At 35.9% G+C, this 17,261-nt stretch carries 9 protein-coding genes; 7 read left to right on the forward strand and 2 right to left on the reverse strand.

The genetic code is table 11. The features are described from left to right. The first annotated feature begins 253 nt into the window (after positions 1–253). The 7 genes from ACP7AV_RS01285 (at position 254) to bioB (ending at position 8,103) form a co-directional block, all read left to right on the forward strand. Positions 254–1,195 carry a ribose-phosphate pyrophosphokinase gene (locus ACP7AV_RS01285; RefSeq protein ID WP_426062636.1) on the forward strand — a complete coding sequence of 314 codons (942 nt, stop codon included), beginning with the start codon at positions 254–256 and terminating at the stop codon, positions 1,193–1,195. Positions 1,196–1,301: 106 nt separating this feature from the next. Then, positions 1,302–1,913: a 50S ribosomal protein L25/general stress protein Ctc gene (locus ACP7AV_RS01290; protein WP_426090444.1), complete on the forward strand. Its 612-nt coding sequence runs from the start codon at positions 1,302–1,304 to the stop codon at positions 1,911–1,913. Positions 1,914–2,239: 326 nt separating this feature from the next. Beyond that, entirely contained in the window at positions 2,240–2,914 is a 675-nt protein-coding gene (gene pth / locus ACP7AV_RS01295; RefSeq protein ID WP_426090445.1) for an aminoacyl-tRNA hydrolase, read from the forward strand. Between the two features lie 176 nt (positions 2,915–3,090). After that, on the forward strand, positions 3,091–5,124 hold the full coding sequence (locus ACP7AV_RS01300) for a M43 family zinc metalloprotease (protein ID WP_426090446.1): 2,034 nt from the start codon (positions 3,091–3,093) through the stop codon (positions 5,122–5,124). Positions 5,125–5,222: 98 nt separating this feature from the next. Then, the gene (locus ACP7AV_RS01305) at positions 5,223–6,164 is read left to right on the forward strand and encodes a bifunctional riboflavin kinase/FAD synthetase (protein ID WP_426090447.1); all 942 of its coding nucleotides are present in this window, start codon (positions 5,223–5,225) and stop codon (positions 6,162–6,164) included. 115 nt (positions 6,165–6,279) lie between these two features. Continuing rightward, positions 6,280–6,735, forward strand: coding sequence for a hypothetical protein (locus ACP7AV_RS01310; RefSeq protein ID WP_426090448.1), 456 nt, complete (start codon positions 6,280–6,282; stop codon positions 6,733–6,735). A gap of 282 nt (positions 6,736–7,017) precedes the next feature. Next, a complete protein-coding gene (gene bioB, locus ACP7AV_RS01315) occupies positions 7,018–8,103 on the forward strand; it encodes a biotin synthase BioB (protein WP_426062630.1) in 1,086 nt (361 codons plus the stop codon). 63 nt (positions 8,104–8,166) lie between these two features. On the opposite strand, the gene ACP7AV_RS01320 is transcribed toward bioB, so the two are convergent. Beyond that, entirely contained in the window at positions 8,167–12,066 is a 3,900-nt protein-coding gene (locus tag ACP7AV_RS01320) for a T9SS sorting signal type C domain-containing protein (protein WP_426090449.1), read from the reverse strand. Between the two features lie 267 nt (positions 12,067–12,333). After that, entirely contained in the window at positions 12,334–17,256 is a 4,923-nt protein-coding gene (locus tag ACP7AV_RS01325; protein ID WP_426090450.1) for a T9SS sorting signal type C domain-containing protein, read from the reverse strand. Positions 17,257–17,261: the final 5 nt, after the last annotated feature.

Consider the following 17,261-nt stretch of genomic DNA (forward strand, 5'->3'; position numbering starts at 1 on the left):
AATAAAAGAGGTGGTTGTGTTTAAATCAACCGTCAATTACTTTAACACGCTGCAAATGTAAAAAATAATATTAAATGTTCAACTAAAAATACTTAATTTTTTCCTTTCAGAGTTGAATAAATTTTATAAATTTGCACCTCGTTAAAAACGGAACACACAACTAACTACACCCGAGGTATATACAAACTTACGGCTTTATTCAAATGACAAAGCCAACAGTATGAAGAGCAGCGGAATAAAAACAATAAATTAAATGTCACACCTAGAACCAGAAGCTAAAATTTTTGCTTGTTCACAAAGTGTCTATCTGGCTGAGAAAATCGCAGAGCAATACGGAATTCCATTAGGGAAAATTACAATGTCAAAATACAGCGACGGTGAATTTCAACCTTCTTACGAAGAGTCTATCAGAGGATTACGCGTTTTTATCGTTTGTTCAACTTTTCCAACGGCAGATAATTTGATGGAAATGTTACTGATGATTGATGCTGCAAAACGTGCTTCGGCAAGACACATAACAGCAGTAATTCCTTACTTTGGTTGGGCGAGACAAGATAGAAAAGACAAGCCAAGAGTTCCGATAGGAGCTAAACTAGTAGCTAATTTATTAGATGCTGCAGGCGCAACAAGAGTAATGACCATGGATTTGCACGCAGATCAAATTCAAGGATTTTTTGAGAAACCGGTAGATCATCTTTTTGCATCGACAATATTTATGCCTTACGTTAAAAGTTTAGGTCTAGACAATCTGACTATTGCTTCTCCAGACATGGGAGGTTCAAAAAGAGCGTACGCCTACTCTAAATTTTTAGAATCGGACGTGGTGATTTGTTACAAGCAAAGAAAAGAAGCGAACATTATCGATACAATGGAGTTAATTGGTGAGGTAAAAGGTAAAAATGTAATCTTAGTAGATGACATGATTGATACCGGAGGCACTTTGGCGAAAGCCGCAGATTTAATGATCGAAAAAGGAGCTTTAAGCGTAAGAGCCATTTGCACGCATGCTATTTTATCAGGTGATGCGTACGAAAAAATAGAAAATTCTAAACTATTAGAATTAATAGTTACCGATTCTATTCCATTAAAGAAAGAATCAAATAAAATAAAAGTGTTGAGTTGTGCACCACTTTTTGCTGAAGTCATGCACATGGTGCACCATAACAATTCCATTAGTGGAAAATTTATAATGTAATACATAAGTCGTAATGTCAAATGTCTTAAAATTGTAAAGTCATGCTGATAGCCAAAAGCTAAAGGCCAAACAAGTAATATTATTTAATAACTATATTTTTTTTACAATGAAATCGATTACAATTAAAGGATCAGAAAGAGAAAGCGTGGGTAAAGTTGCGACTAAAGCCCTACGTAATGCTGGATTGGTTCCTTGCGTATTATACGGAGGAAATCAGGCAGTTCATTTCTCAGCAGAAGTTATGGCTTTCAAAAACTTGGTTTACACTCCAAACGCTCACACAGTTGAGATCGATCTTGGTGAAGGAAAATCATTTAACGCAATTTTACAAGACATTCAGGTTCATCCGGTGTCTGACAAGATTTTACACATTGACTTCTTTCAATTATTTGATGATAAAGAAATCACTATGGAAGTTCCTGTGAAAATTGTTGGAACTTCTCAAGGAGTTCTTGCTGGTGGTGTTTTACGTTTAAATACTCGTAAACTTAAAGTAAAAGCTTTACCAAAAAATCTTCCAGATTTTATTGAAGCTGACATTACTCCACTTGAAATGGGGAACAAATTGTACGTTACTAAATTAGTTAACAACAACTACAAATTGGTTCACCCAGACAACACTGTTGTTGCTCAAGTAAGAATTTCTCGTGCGGCTATGAAAGCAGCGCAAGAAGCAGCAAAAGCAGCAAAAGCTCCTGTAAAAGGAAAGAAAAAATAATATTTTTTCAATCATTTAAGAAAGCATCAGTTGTATAACTGATGCTTTTTTTATGCGCATTACTTTTTGTCATTTCGAGGAAAGAATTAATCTCATTATTCCATTTTTTATTACTAGGAGCACAAATACCTCCATTTCAATCACGAATCTTCCTGCTGTCCGTTGTATCTTTTTCCTATTTACCGGGTCAGGGTTCAAAACCCTGACCCGGTAAATAGGAAAAAGGATGCCACTTCCATCAGGGCTACTCAGAACTATTTTGTTCTCAATAGTGATTTTCTAAAAATCTAATAGTCCGATACTCTAATTAAGTCTATTTTTGCAGCATGATAAAATGGATTTCAAATTTATTCTCATCACCAAAAACACAAGACAGTACAACTTGTATGAAACCAGAGGTTCACGAACACAAAAAAAACAATATAGAAAGCGTGAGTAATAAATTTTTAATAGTTGGACTCGGCAACATTGGCGCCGAATATGTAAACACAAGACACAACATCGGATTTAAAATAGTGGATTTCCTCGCCCGAAAAGAAGGAGTCAATTTCGAAACCGTAAAACTAGGCGCACTGGCCGAATTTAGATTCAAAGGAAGAACCTTTTTACTGCTCAAACCAAACACCTACATGAATTTGAGTGGCAAAGCAGTTCAACACTGGATGGACAAAGAAAATATTCCGCTTGAAAATATTCTGGTTATTACCGATGATTTAAATCTTTCCTTCGGAACCATTCGCATCCGACAAAAAGGAAGCGACGGCGGACACAACGGACTTAAAAACATCAACCTTGTGCTGAATACACAAAATTACGCACGATTCCGTTTTGGCATCAGCGATGAATTTAAAAAAGGAAAACAAGTTGATTATGTTCTTGGAGACTGGGACGATACTGAAAAAGCAGCACTTCCGGAGCGATTAGAACTAGCATCAGAAATCATAAAATCTTTTGGAACAGCAGGATTAGAAATCACCATGACCGCATACAACGGGAAATAAAAGATTCATAATGTCAATCCGAAAGAAAAATTATTTAATTTTATCCTACAGTTTTGTTCTGTAGATTCAAAATCAACCACATACTTGCTCAAAAAACAGAATAACAACCAAAAGCCTTTTTAAAAATCATATTATTAAATTATCTTGATTCTTTTAAGTCCAAAAATACTGACACCATGAAAAAAATTACTTTTCTGATATTCATATTCTTATTCACAATCAACTGGACTTTTGCACAGGTGAATATTACAAATGAAGTCATGCTATTTGGCAAAAAGAAAATCATAAAACAAGGCTCCGTAATTCGCTGTGCTTCTACAGAATATGAAGAATACTTGCAGTCTAAAAATCCAAACAGATTATCGACTACAGAATTTGAACAATGGATAACACCAAAAATTGAACTCGAAAAAAACAAAAAAAGGAATGCCTCAAAAGAATACAAAACAAATGCAATAATAACAATACCCCTTGTAGTTCATGTAATTCATAATGGAGATATTTTAGGTGTTGATGAAAACATATTTGATCAACAAGTGATTTCTCAACTACAAGTACTGAACGAGGATTTCAGAAAAAAATCAGGCACTCCTGGTTTTAACACCAACCCAGTAGGAGCCGACGTAGAAATTGAATTTGCTCTTGCAAAACGAGATCCATCTGGCGTTTTATCAAATGGGATAAACCGTGTAAACTTAGGACAAGAAAGCTGGTCTACTGATGAAATTAACGATTTTGTAAAACCCCAAACACAATGGGATCCTGAAAAATATCTTAATATTTGGGTGGTAAATTTGACTAACACTGTACTTTTGGGATATGCACAATTCCCAAGCGCCTCGGGTCTATCAGGATTAAACACAAGTGGCGGCACGGCTGTCACTGATGGTGTGGTGATTGGTTATCCCTATTTTGGCTCATCAAATTACTTCCCAGAAGGAACTTATGTTACAAATTATGACAAGGGAAGAACAACTTCACATGAAGTGGGGCACTGGCTAGGACTAAGACACATTTGGGGAGATGGTGGTTGTGACGTAGACGATTTTTGTGAAGATACACCTAATGCAGGACAAGGAAATGAAGGATGTCCCGTAGGTGTTGATTCATGTCCAGCATCTCCAGGTTTAGATATGATTGAGAATTATATGGATTATACTGATGATGCTTGTATGAACATTTTCACAGCAGATCAAAAAGCACGAATGATTACTGTTATGAATAATTCGATTAGACGCGCTTCATTAAAAACTTCTGATGCGCTTGTTCCCGGAGTAACATTCGCTAATGATGCTTCCACGATGGTTGTAAACTTAAACATTGTTTCTTGTAACAATACCTTTGCACCTGTTATTAAAATAGTAAACAAAGGAAGCACAGCATTGACAAAAGCTTCAATCAATTATGGAATCGACAATACCAACTTGCAAACTTATAATTGGACTGGAAATCTTGCCACAAATGGAACGCAGGATGTAACCTTAAATAGTTTGACTACAACTGGAGGAAATCATAATTTCAGCAGCACAATTATTAGTGCCAATGGAACAGCGGATCAAAACAGTTCCAACGACAACAGTACTATAAATTTTGATATCACAAAAAATTACTCCACCAATACAGTTATCCTTACCTTACAATTGGATCACTATGGCACAGAAACCACTTGGAATCTTACAAATTCTGCTGGAACCATATTGTATAAAGGAGGACCATATACCGATAGTGCGGTAACCTCACCTCTACCAGCTCCAATAAAAACAAGCTTTGACCTTGTAAACAATGAATGTTACACTTTTACAATATTTGACACTGATAACGATGGAATCTGCTGTGATTACGGAGAGGGATCTTACACTTTATCAACACCAGCGGATGAAATTATTGCTACCGGAGGAGCCTTTGACGCAACAGATTCTAAAAGCTTTGCAATTGGATCATTAACAAGAGCCGATGTAGAAAACTTAAACTTGGTTTACCTCTACCCAAATCCCACATCAAACCTATTGAATATAGTTGTGGGAAATAAATTAGAAACTCCGGAAAACTATAGTATTATCAATACTTCTGGTCAAATTATAAAATCTAAAAAAATCGAATCTGAAGAAGACCTCCGCGTAAATGTTTCGAATTTATCTCAGGGCATTTATTTTTTAAAATTATCGAAAGGTAAATCTGAAACGAATACAATTCGATTTATTAAAAAATAAAAAATCACGATATAACTAAAAAAGGATTGAAGTTTTCAATCCTTTTTTAGTTATATCAATTAGATACCTTAAATTTGCGCTTTTATAAAACACTTGCTTTGAAGATTTTTCATTCTATAAACGATTTCGCTTCCACAAAAAAAACAATCTTAACGTTGGGTACCTTTGATGGAGTTCATATTGGTCACAAAAAGATTCTTAATAAACTAACACAATTTCAAGGCGTTGGGAAAGAGAACGAGAAATATGAAAGCTTGGTGCTTACTTTTTTCCCACATCCTCGCATGGTTTTACAGGAACATTCTGATATAAAATTGCTCAACACCATCGATGAAAAAATAGATTTGCTGGAAAAAATTGGCATCGAAAATTTAGTGATTCACCCTTTCGATGAAATGTTTTCGAGATTAACTGCCGAAGAATTCGTAAGCACTATTCTTATTGATCGATTTCACATTCACAAGATAATTATTGGGCATGACCATCGCTTTGGAAGAAATCGAACGGCCAACATTGATGATCTTATCAATTTTGGGAAAAAATATGATTTTAAAGTAGAACAAATATCCGTTCAGGAAATCAATGATATTTCCGTAAGTTCCACCAAAATCAGAAATGCTTTAATGGAAGGAGATATGGCTTTGTCCAACGAATATTTAGGGTATGAATATTTTCTAACGGGAAATATCGTTCAAGGAAAACAATTGGGAAGAACCATTGGTTTTCCAACGGCTAATTTAAAAATCGACGAAAATTACAAACTAATCCCCAAAAACGGAGTTTATATTGTAAAAAGCTTAATTGATGGCCAGACCATTTTTGGAATGATGAATATTGGTTTTAATCCAACTGTTAACGGAAAAAAACAGTCTATTGAAATTCATTATTTCGATTTTAATTCTGATTTGTATAATCAAAAAATCAAGGTTTCAATACTGCAGAGAATTCGTTCAGAACAAAAATTTGAATCGGTAGATCTCTTAAAAAATCAACTTAAAAAAGACAAAAAAACAGCCCTCAGCCTCTTGCAAAAATTTTAAATCGGAATAAAATCTTTTGTGTTTTCCATAAAAATTTATTATTTTTTCTGTAAATTTGATAGAATATACCTAATTCCACAAAAAGGTATAATTCTTTAATTTTAAAACTGGATGTATGAAACTACCTAAAGAATTAGTAAACGGATTTATTATTTTCATTGGAATTGGACTTTATTTCTTGCTGATGGAGCTTTTAGGCTTAGCCGATATTTATTTATTACGTCTGTTTAATGTTTTATTTGTGTTTTATGGAACGTACAAAACATTAAAATCTAATTTCGCTGAAGGCAAAATCATACTAGTTTCTAATGCTGTTTCCGCGCTACTAACAGCACTAACAGGAATATTCTTAAGCATTATCGGTTTAATTATTTATAGTTACGTAAGAGGCGGAGACGCATACGTTGGGTCATTATCAAAAACTTTTTTATTTGGTGGTGAGCCATCTGTAATGACATATTCTATTTCTTTATTGTTTGAAGGAATTGTATCCGCAGTAATTGTTACATTCATGCTCATGTTATATTGGGATACGCGTTATTCCTCAGACAAACACGGTGCTGAATCTTAAGTCAAACTGCTGTTTACAGCCCGTATTTTTCATTAAAACAAGCACCCCACTTAGAATATTAAAATCTGTTTTTAGCATGTTTGCTTATTAATAATTCCCAATTCTTCGTGCCTTTAAAGCTTGGTATTAAAATCACCGCAACCCGAATTTAAAAATTCAGAAAAAGCCTTATGTGAATATTTAACTTTAGTCATAAAAAATTTCACCTCAGCCTTTTCAAGACTATTACATTGGTTCTTTAGAACAATTTAACTACTTTTGAAGCATCAAAAACCAATATCGATGAGCATTACAAAACACAATTGGACCAAAGACGAAATTATCGCAATATATAACAAACCCATGATGGACTTGCTTTATGAAGCAGCTTCTATTCATAGGGAACATCATGATCCTAACGTGGTTCAGGTTTCAACTTTACTCTCTATAAAAACAGGCGGGTGTCCAGAAGATTGTGGCTATTGCCCACAAGCTGCACGGTATCATACTGAAATTGAAGGCAATGATTTAATGTCAGTTAGCCAAGTAAAAGCGCAAGCTTTACGTGCAAAATCCAGCGGATCGTCTCGTGTATGTATGGGAGCGGCTTGGCGAAATGTAAAAGATGGCCCTGAATTTGACCAAGTTCTTGAAATGGTGCGTACCATAAACAAACTGGACATGGAGGTGTGCTGTACCCTTGGAATGATTACTGAAAATCAAGCACATCGATTGGCGGAAGCTGGTTTATATGCCTACAATCACAATTTAGATACCTCTGAAGAATATTATAAAGAAGTAATCTCGACCCGCGGATTTGAAGACCGTTTGCAAACAATAGAAAATGTTCGTAAAACAAATGTCACCGTTTGCAGCGGCGGAATAATCGGTATGGGAGAAAGTATTGAAGACCGAGCCGGAATGCTTGTAGCTCTTTCTACTTTGAATCCGCAACCGGAATCAGTGCCTATAAATGCGTTGGTTGCCGTGGAAGGAACTCCGATGGAAGAAGAAAAACCAGTTGAAATATGGGAGATGATCCGAATGGTAGCAACAACAAGAATCATCATGCCCGAAACCCAAGTTCGTCTTTCTGCAGGAAGAATGAACATGAGCCGCGAAGGTCAAGCCATGTGCTTTTTCGCTGGTGCCAATTCCATTTTTGCGGGAGATAAGTTATTGACGACTCCAAATCCTGATGTAAATGAAGACATGAAAATGTTTGAAATGTTAGGATTGATTCCACAAAAACCATTCACAAAAGTTTCTCAACCGCAAACTGTTGAGGCGCAAGATTCTCAATTTGCTCCATTAGGTGAAAAACCAAAATGGTCAAGACCTGGACATACTATCGAGCGAAATCTTGAAGCATCAGGTAAAGAAAAATAAACTTTATTTTGAATGAATATTTAAACCATCTTGTCTCGCAGGATGGTTTTTTTATAGTTTATTTCAATGCATTACTTTCTTGGTAACTGAATAACCATCCTGCAAAAGAAGTTTTACTAACACGACTTGGTGCCCAACCAGCAAATTCAACACCGATAAATTAGCAGCATTTATCTCCTTTTTTTGATAAATTTTTCTTCCTCCCAAATTGTATATTGTAACCTCATCTATCAATTCTTTGGTTGAGTTTATTAGCAACTGTTTGTTTTTACTCGATACAAAAACGGATTCATTATCCTTTACAAATTCATCTGAAGTCAAGAATTTGTCAGTATAACGCAATACAAAGCGATTATCAAATGTTCCTAACACTGTAGTAAAAACATAGCTTTCGTTTGTTATATTAACAATGCTATTGTTTAATTTATCCTCAATAAAAACATTTTTATTGGATAAGAATCCATCTGCCTGATCAATTTTAATCCTAAAAGTTCCCTCAAGTGTACTTCTGAATCCCAATCTAATTTCATCTGTTTCTTCAAATGGCAACGCTCTTCCTTGAATGACTAAATTCTTATCCTGATTGATGCTGTAAAAATCTAGAAACTGGTTACCGTCTAAACTTTTGCCATCTAACGAACTATCAAAATCATTAGTGGCTCCAGTTGCATATCCTATCAAAATTTGTTTAAAAGCACCTTCCGCATTACTCAAATTTAACCAAATACGATGTTTCTCAATCTCATTTGATTTCAACTTTTTAGGTGAACTTGATTTAAAAAAATTACTATTCTGCCCAGCCACACGCATGCTGTTATCAAAAATGGCTGGTCCTCCACCATTAATACTGGTCACAAAAAACGATTGTCCGGAAGCTATTTTACCATCAGGAATTGTATTATTAACCCCCAAATTGGTAGCAGCACTTGTACCTATTCCTCCCAATAAGTTATAAACTGCATAATCATCTGAAGTGTAAACATTTTTAATGATTGCAGTGTTGTGTGTCCAAAGATAGATAGTGCCGTCCATAATTCCTTTATTTCTACCAATGAACAAATCTGCGTTTATCGCTGAAGGATAGGGATTGCCAATAAGATTTGACGTGTCAGATATACTGATGGGAACTGATATCTCCCCATTATTTGGCACTCCAATAAAAACAGCTTCATGGCGTGCTGCAACAGTTTGAGAAAAGGTTTGTGGCCCGCGAATAATGTAGCCTTTGCCAACGGACATTGCATTTGTTGGAAGCTCATTAACCCAAGAATTTCTAAAGGCATTAAAGGAATAAAACTTATCCGAAGGCGTATCAGGGGCAAAATCAATCAATTTTTGACTTGAAACTGGCGATGACCAATAGGTATAATCTGTTATCAGAATAGGTGTTGTTTTTCTTTTCAATCGAATGATTCCGGAGTTACTTACTTGGTCTTCGGATTGATACAATGCAGCATTATTTTCTAAAATCAATGTGCCTGAACCAGAATAATCGAAAACCAAACCTAAAGTATTTCCGTCTGGAATTGTAACTGTTTTTCCAGAACTGATCGTACATGAACAGGAATTTACAGTTGCTGATAAGGTATAATTTTCGTTAAAAAAAAGTGTTTTTTCAGCTGACGGCATTCCATTACTCCAAGAAATCCCATTCCAATTAGAGCTATTTGTACAAAGCTTTATCCTAGCCACACGATGTTTTGTTATACCCGAAACGGAATTAAAATTCCCACCGATAAGCGCTTTATTATTTGGAGTAAAACAAATACTGTACAGCGTATTGTTTAAATTCACTGAAAATGTATTGTCATAAACTCCGCTTGCAAGCAGTCGAACCATGCGCTTTGCAGCTGTTCCGTTGTAAGTTCCAGAAAAAGTTCCACCAATTAATAATCGATCATCGGGTTGGATTACTATAGCTCTAATTTCACCATTACTAAAGCCCAAACCTGTTGCAAAAGAGGTATCTAAACTCCCATCACTATTCAATCTCAAAAGTCTTTTTGTGGGAACGCTTTTGTAACTTGTAAATGTCCCGCCTACGATCATTTTATTGTCTGACTGTAACGCGACTGAAAACACATTTTTGTCAAAACCGACTCCAATTGAAAATCCCGCATCTACACTCCCGTCTATATTCAACCGAACCATCCGATTATACGAAATCCCATTAAAAAAAGAAAACTGGCCGCCCAAAACAATCTTTCCGTCTGGCTGTAACAAAATACAATCTACGATAGCATCGGCTCCAGAACCAATTGTAAAACTAGAATCCAAAGTTCCATCAGGTAATAACCTTACTATTCGGTTCACCAAAACTCCATTGTAGCTTGTGAAATTCCCGGCGACAATTATTTTTCCATCTGGCTGTAACAACAAGGCATATACTTGATTATTGAAGCCCGCTGTAATGGAGAAAGTCGCATCAATTTCTCCATTTACCAAAATTCTCGCTATTCTGTTTCTGACAATACCATTGTAATTTGTAAAAACACCTGCAAAAACAACTTTCCCATCTGTTTGTATAACAGCGGTTTTAATAGTGTTATTTGCACCGGTTCCAGAACTATTAAAAGAAGAATCAATCGTACCGTCTTCAGACAACCGCGTAATTCTGTTACATATCGTTCCGTTGAATTTGGTGAAATTTCCGAAAGCCATCGTTTTATTACCTGCTAAGGCAATTACTTTTAAAACAGAATTATCAAAACCCACTCCGGCGGTGAGATAACCAAAATCTAAAGTTCCAGAACCATCTATTCTAGCTAATCGACCTTGAATCTGGGAATCGAAAACAGTAAATGAGCCGCCAAAGTAATAAGAGTTCGTTAAATCCTCTGTAATCGCATTCACTGTACCATTATGCGGTCCGGAACCAATATCAAATTCTGGATTTATCACTCCAGAACTATCCAAAAAAATTACTCTATTAATATCTGTTCCATTATAAGTTCCCGTAAAGGAACCCCCGATCATAATAGAACCGGAAGCATTTACTTTTATAACTTCAACCACACCATTACTAAATCCTGATCCGGAAATAAAGGAGCCGTCGATACTCCCATCAGGATTCAACCGAATTATTCTACCGGCAGTAACATCATTGAATTCTAAAAAAGCTCCACCCACTAAAATTTTCCCGTCAGGCTGAGTTGTAAGAGCAGATACATCTCCATTAAAACCTGTTCCTTGCACAAAAGTAGTATCAACAGTTCCATCGGTATTCAATCGAATTATTTTGCCGCACGGAATTTTATTAAATGAAAGAAATGATCCTCCCAGAATGATCTTCCCGTCATGTTGAATATGAACTTCCTCAACAAGTGAACTTGCACCCAACCCAACTGCGAATGATGTGTCTAAACTTCCATTGGGTAAAACACGTGCTATCCTGGGTGATGCAATGCCATTGTAATTCGTGAAACTACCTCCAATAATAATGCTACCATCTGATTGTAAATCACATGCATAAATAGTGTTAGTTGTAGTTCCCAGTGAAGAGTTGAACGTAACATCTCTCGAACCATCCACATTCAGACGGATTAGTTTTCCAACATTTGCGCTGTTAAAGCTTGTAAAAGAACCTCCTAAAATAATCTTCCCATCCGGTTGTATTATGGCACAATATACTTTGCCATTGATTCCGGAACCTAAATTGAATGAAAGATCTTTGGAGCCGTCTGATAACAGTCGGCATAAGAATGAAGTTGCGGTACCATTAAAATTTAAAAACTCTCCTCCCACAATCAATTTCCCATCCGTTTGCAAAACGACTGTTCTGACAGTTCCATCAAAACCGTCGCCCAGCAAACCATCATCATAAGCGTTAAATGTTACATCTGACTTACCCTGTTGTGGAAATGCTACGTTGATAAAAAGAAAGATGAAAAAAATAGTGAAGTATCGTGCAACTATATTAAAAATTAAACTGATTCCGTTTACCTGAACACTGCGGAAATTCATAACTGTAATAAATAATTATTTTCCATATCGAATAATTTAAATATGATCTATTTTTTTGTTAAAACTCATTTCATAAGAAACAGTCGAGATAACTTTTATAAATGTAGACACAAACTTTATTTATTGCAATACCCACATTTAGTGATATTTACATCTGAAAATTCAAACATCAATAGGAGTGCTTTTTTATTTAAAGTCAAAAAAAAGTCCCATTCTGAACAAGCAGAATGGGACTTTCAATATGACTGGAATATGAAATGTCAATCTTTAATAAACAACTTTTTTAGAAACTACCTTTCCATTAGCTAACGTCAATTTCACCACGACCACTTGATTGCTAAGTTTAATAGTAGAAGTTTGGAACTCATTAGAATTCACGGCAACTTTGTCAAATACTTTTTTCCCCAGCAAATCATAAACAGTAATTCTATTTATAGTTTCAATTTCTGATTTTATCTTTAATTCATTTTTATCTTTAGCAATCAGAATGCTGCTGTCATTTAATTCAAAATCAGCTGACGCCAGAGTTTTATCCGTAAAACGCAGTTCAAAACGCTCATTAAAAGTACCTTTTTCAGAACTGAAACTGTATGGGTCTTCTTTTAAATTGTGAAATACATTTAATACTTTATCTTTTAAATAAATGTTTTGATTGTCTGAAAATAATCCATCCACTTTATCGATGCTGATTATTGCATTTCCGGCAACATTTATACTGTAACCAATAGGAATTACGTCGGTATCTACAAACGGCAAAGCTTTACTTTGAATCGCCATCTTTGCTGTTCCAATAAAACTATACAGCGAAAAAGTTTGGTTCTCATCATACACATAACTATCATATCCAGGGTCAAAATCATTGGTCGAATTCGAACCATAACCCACTAATGTTCCGGTCAAATCACCTGTCCCTTTTTGTAATTTCAGCCAAATTCTATGCCTGTCTTCTTGTGTATTTTTGGTTTTCTTCTGTCTGTAGAAGTTAGTATTGTTTGAAATAACTCGCATGCTGTTGTCAAAGGTAACGTTGCCTACAAAATCATTCTCAACAAAAAATCCTTGACCAGATGCAATATACTGATTTGGATTAGTTAAATTTCCTGTTCCCGAACTTACACCAACAGCTCCAAATAAATTATAAGTGGCATAGTCCGAAGCTAAATAATCATTGCCTGACAAAGTGTGATTGTGTGTCCAAAAATATAAAGTTCCTGTAATGGTTTGGTTGATTGTCCCCGTTCCCAAAAGGTTGGCATTGATAAAAGCATCCGCATCTATAGCAGAAGGATATGGATTTCCTATCAATCGCTCCCCTACACCATCTGATGTTCTGACCGTCAACGGAATTTCAATTGTACCATTGTTAGGTACTCCAATAAACTTTAAAGAATCATCAACAGCAGGCATGCCAGGCGGAATCAATGTTCCTTCTGCTCGGATGGCATATCCTATTCCGGGAGCAAAAACGGTTATGAATGCATTTACATTAGCCCAATCATTATTGTAAATAAAATACTTGTCGCTCTGAGTGTTTGGCGAAAAATCAAGTAATGTTTGTGTTCCATTTGTTGGTGAAGACCAATAGGTGAAATCATCTAAAACAATTGGAGTTGTATTTCTTCTTACTATAATGTTCCCAACATTATTTCCTGTAAAAGTAGTTTGGACTAAACTTGAATTATTTTGTAAAGTCAGTGTTCCAGGAGAAAACACTGTTACTGCACTATTAAGGTTTAAAGAAACAGAATCATTAACAGATACATCTCCCTTAGTAACATTAAATGTGTTAGCAACATCAATATTATTAGCGATAGTATAACTCCCTCCAATACCGGAAAAAAGAATATTGTAATAATTTCCTCCAGCTACCGTTTGTCCTACACCGTAATAATCAACAGTACCTGAAGGGAATGATAACCCATTAGAAGCACCTGAAAAACGGATTGTACCGTCCATGGAATCTAAAATATTATACGATAAATTACCGTTTTTCATATCCAGTATGGCACCAACTGTTGAAATATTTAATGTGTTGGATGTTAAGTTAAAACCATTCATATCAAATGAAGGTGTGCCACCAACCGCAATATTCAATTTATCACCCGTACTAATATTGCCAGATGCGGTTTGATTTCCTGAAATGTTTTTCAATTCAAGAGAAGGTGTTCCGTTATAAGTCCCACCAACGATAGTTTGACCACCCGCTGAATTATTATAAATCACTTTGCAGGTCCAAGTTTTACCTGTAGGAATTGGAGTAGCTGCACTATTAGATGTTATAATTTGTCCATTACCCGCATTTGAAAAAGTATCTCCTCCAATTAATACAAAAGTAGCCATATCAAGCACTGATGACGGATTGGTAATATTCAATATATTGTTTACTGTAATTCCTTTTGCTGCTGTAACGATTGAAAGTATATTCAAGTTCGTGAAATTATAAAAAGTAGAAGCTGTTGTCCCTTCGACTATTTGAGGCAAAGATCCATTAAAATTTACCGTACTAATATCAGGTATAAAAGTTCCATTATTAGTCCAGTTCCCACTTACATTTAAGGTACTTAATCCTGAAATAATTAAAACCGCACCATTAGAAATAGTTATATTTCGCACACTCGTATTTGTACCCAAAGTGGGTTGATTTGTTGCTGCAACTGGTATTACAACATCAGTAGTGGCAGATGGTAATATTCCACCACACCAATTTTCTGCTGTATTCCAATTAGAACTCAAACTACCTAACCATGTTCCTTCTGCACATGAAAGCTTTACATTCAAAATACCTGTTGTGGTAGAACCAAACCGAATCACATCCCTGTTTGTTGCTGCTGAACCAGTACCTCCCCATGAGCCGATACTTTGTGTTGTAATTCCAAATGTTAAGGTTTGCGAAGAAGAGAAACCAGTTAAAAATAATGCGACCGCTGATCCGGTAATTTTTAAATCCCCTGCTATAATTGTTGCAGCAGGAAAGGTTTTATTCCCTGCACCACTAAGAATCAAGTTCCCGTAGACCTGTGTTGCAACCGTCTGAACATCTCCACTGTACTCCACTTTACTTATCGCATTCAGAGCTGTATTTGTAAATGAAGGAAAGGCACTTGTAGCAGTAAGTTTTAATAACCCGTCAGTAAGAACCGATAATGTTGATCCTCCCGAAATTACAAAACCTCCGTTATCTAAAGTTGCTCCGTTAGCAATCGTAAGAGGCGAAGAAGCTCCAAAAGTTTTAATCCCGCTTACCGTTATTATTCCTGTATTCATTACCATAACTCCGCCAGTTGCTGCAAATGGAGTTCTCCACTCTAAACCAGAAACCTGAGACACACTTCTATTATATTGAAGCTTAGCCGCAGAACCATAATTTGGAACTGCTGAAACCGTTGCTGTTCCTTCCATTGAAAGAAAACCATTTATTGTAGGAATACCATTTAGCGTTTTTAACCCGGAATTTGAAAATATCAAGTTATTGAATGTCGATGCTGCTGCCAATGTCTGTGCAATTCCGCTAAAGTTTACGGTTCCATTTCCTGCTATAAAATTAGTTCCTGTACCATTCCAAGCTGTAACACTATTTGCATTAACGTTAAGACTGCTTGAACCACCATTTAATATTCCGTTTGTAAAAGTTACAATACCTGTCAAATTATGTATCAATCCTGAACCTAGATTTAAAGTTCCCCCAGTTCCATTAATTGTTAATGCACCTCCGCTGACAGCACCTGTATAAGTTGCTGTACCTGCAGTTTTTAACATAGATATTGTTCCTGTCGTTGAAAAAGCTCCAATGCTTTGATTTGCTGTCCCAGCTATCGCAACACCGCCTGTAGTTCCCGTTACACTCCCGCTATTATTGATAAGATCTCCATTTAAAGTCAACAAAACAGTAGACAAATCTAACTTTCCGCCACTATTTACCGTTAAAGGAACTGAATTGTTGAACGTTTTAGCCAAATTTAAAGTAATTAATAAACTGCTATTAATAATAACTCCTCCAGAGGCGGTGAATGGAGTTATCCATTCTTCAGATGTAACCGTTCTTGCATTTGTAGTGTTGTATTCTAATGTTGCATTTGAACCGTAAGTAACAACTCCTGACGACACTACAACAGTTGCTGTTCCTGCTAGTGTAAGTTTTCCATTTACTGTTGGGGTCGTTGCAAATGTTTTTATACCTGTACCTGATAGTATTAGATTGTTGTAAGCAACAACTGCAGTTGTTTGATTACCTAATCTATAATAATCGACCGTTCCTGTTCCTGCTATGAATGCACCTCCTGTTCCTGAAACACTTCCCCCAATTTTTACAAGACTCGACCCGCAATTCAATATACCGGTTCCCGCAGATCTTGTCCATATTCCTGAAAAAGTATGCGTCAATCCAACACCAAGATGTAATGTTCCTCCCGAACCATTGACCGTTAATCCAGCTCCACTTACATTGCCTATTAATGTCACTACTCCACCCGTTTTGAGCGTAGTAACTGTTCCTGTTGTGGTAAATCCTTGTATGGTTTGGTTTGCGGTTCCCGTGAATTGAACTTCTGAACTCGAAAGTGTAATAGTCCCAGAAGTGCTATAATTTCCTCCTAACATTAGTCTTCCCGTTCCTGACAATGTAAAATTTCCAGAGTTATTGAAATTTCCAGTTGCAATGGTTAAGCGACCAGTAGTCAGGGTAAAATTACCTGAATTTGTAAAATTACCAGTCAGCGCAATAATTCCTGTTGTTCCCGTCAGCGTTCCGTTGTTTACAAAGAATCCAGTGGTAGTGAGTGTTCTATTGGCTATATTTAAAGTTGCCCCTGCATTAATAGTGACATTTACAATACTGGTACTTGTTCCTACTGTAACTGAATTTGCTCCGGTTGTTGCAATAATAACATCATCCCCCGTTATTGGTGCCACACCTCCAACCCAAGTAGAGCCAGTTGCCCATGTTCCTCCGACAGCAGTACTAGTTCTTGTAGCAGCATTAATGAATGAAAAAGTAAAAAACAACATACAAACAAACACGTGCTTCCTGATATTATCGTTGATGATTTTAGCTGGAAATAAAAGACTTAATGGTTGTGAAGTATCGGTTGAATTATGCCTCTGAAAAATATTATTTAAGAGATTTTTAATTTGGAAAGAAATTAGATTTTTTATCAAAAAAAAAGAAAAATGAGGCAATAATCTCTTGATCATAAGTT

This window comes from Flavobacterium sp. DSR3-2, assembly GCF_049896525.1.
Taxonomy (GTDB): domain Bacteria; phylum Bacteroidota; class Bacteroidia; order Flavobacteriales; family Flavobacteriaceae; genus Flavobacterium.

Coding starts and splice junctions, on each gene's coding strand:
- ACP7AV_RS01285 (WP_426062636.1), top strand. CDS start 254: ATGTCACACCTAGAACCAGAAGCTAAAATTTTTGCTTGTTCACAAAGT.
- ACP7AV_RS01320 (WP_426090449.1), bottom strand. CDS start 12,066: ATGAATTTCCGCAGTGTTCAGGTAAACGGAATCAGTTTAATTTTTAAT.
- ACP7AV_RS01300 (WP_426090446.1), top strand. CDS start 3,091: ATGAAAAAAATTACTTTTCTGATATTCATATTCTTATTCACAATCAAC.
- ACP7AV_RS01325 (WP_426090450.1), bottom strand. CDS start 17,256: ATGATCAAGAGATTATTGCCTCATTTTTCTTTTTTTTTGATAAAAAAT.
- ACP7AV_RS01310 (WP_426090448.1), top strand. CDS start 6,280: ATGAAACTACCTAAAGAATTAGTAAACGGATTTATTATTTTCATTGGA.
- bioB (WP_426062630.1), top strand. CDS start 7,018: ATGAGCATTACAAAACACAATTGGACCAAAGACGAAATTATCGCAATA.
- ACP7AV_RS01290 (WP_426090444.1), top strand. CDS start 1,302: ATGAAATCGATTACAATTAAAGGATCAGAAAGAGAAAGCGTGGGTAAA.
- pth (WP_426090445.1), top strand. CDS start 2,240: ATGATAAAATGGATTTCAAATTTATTCTCATCACCAAAAACACAAGAC.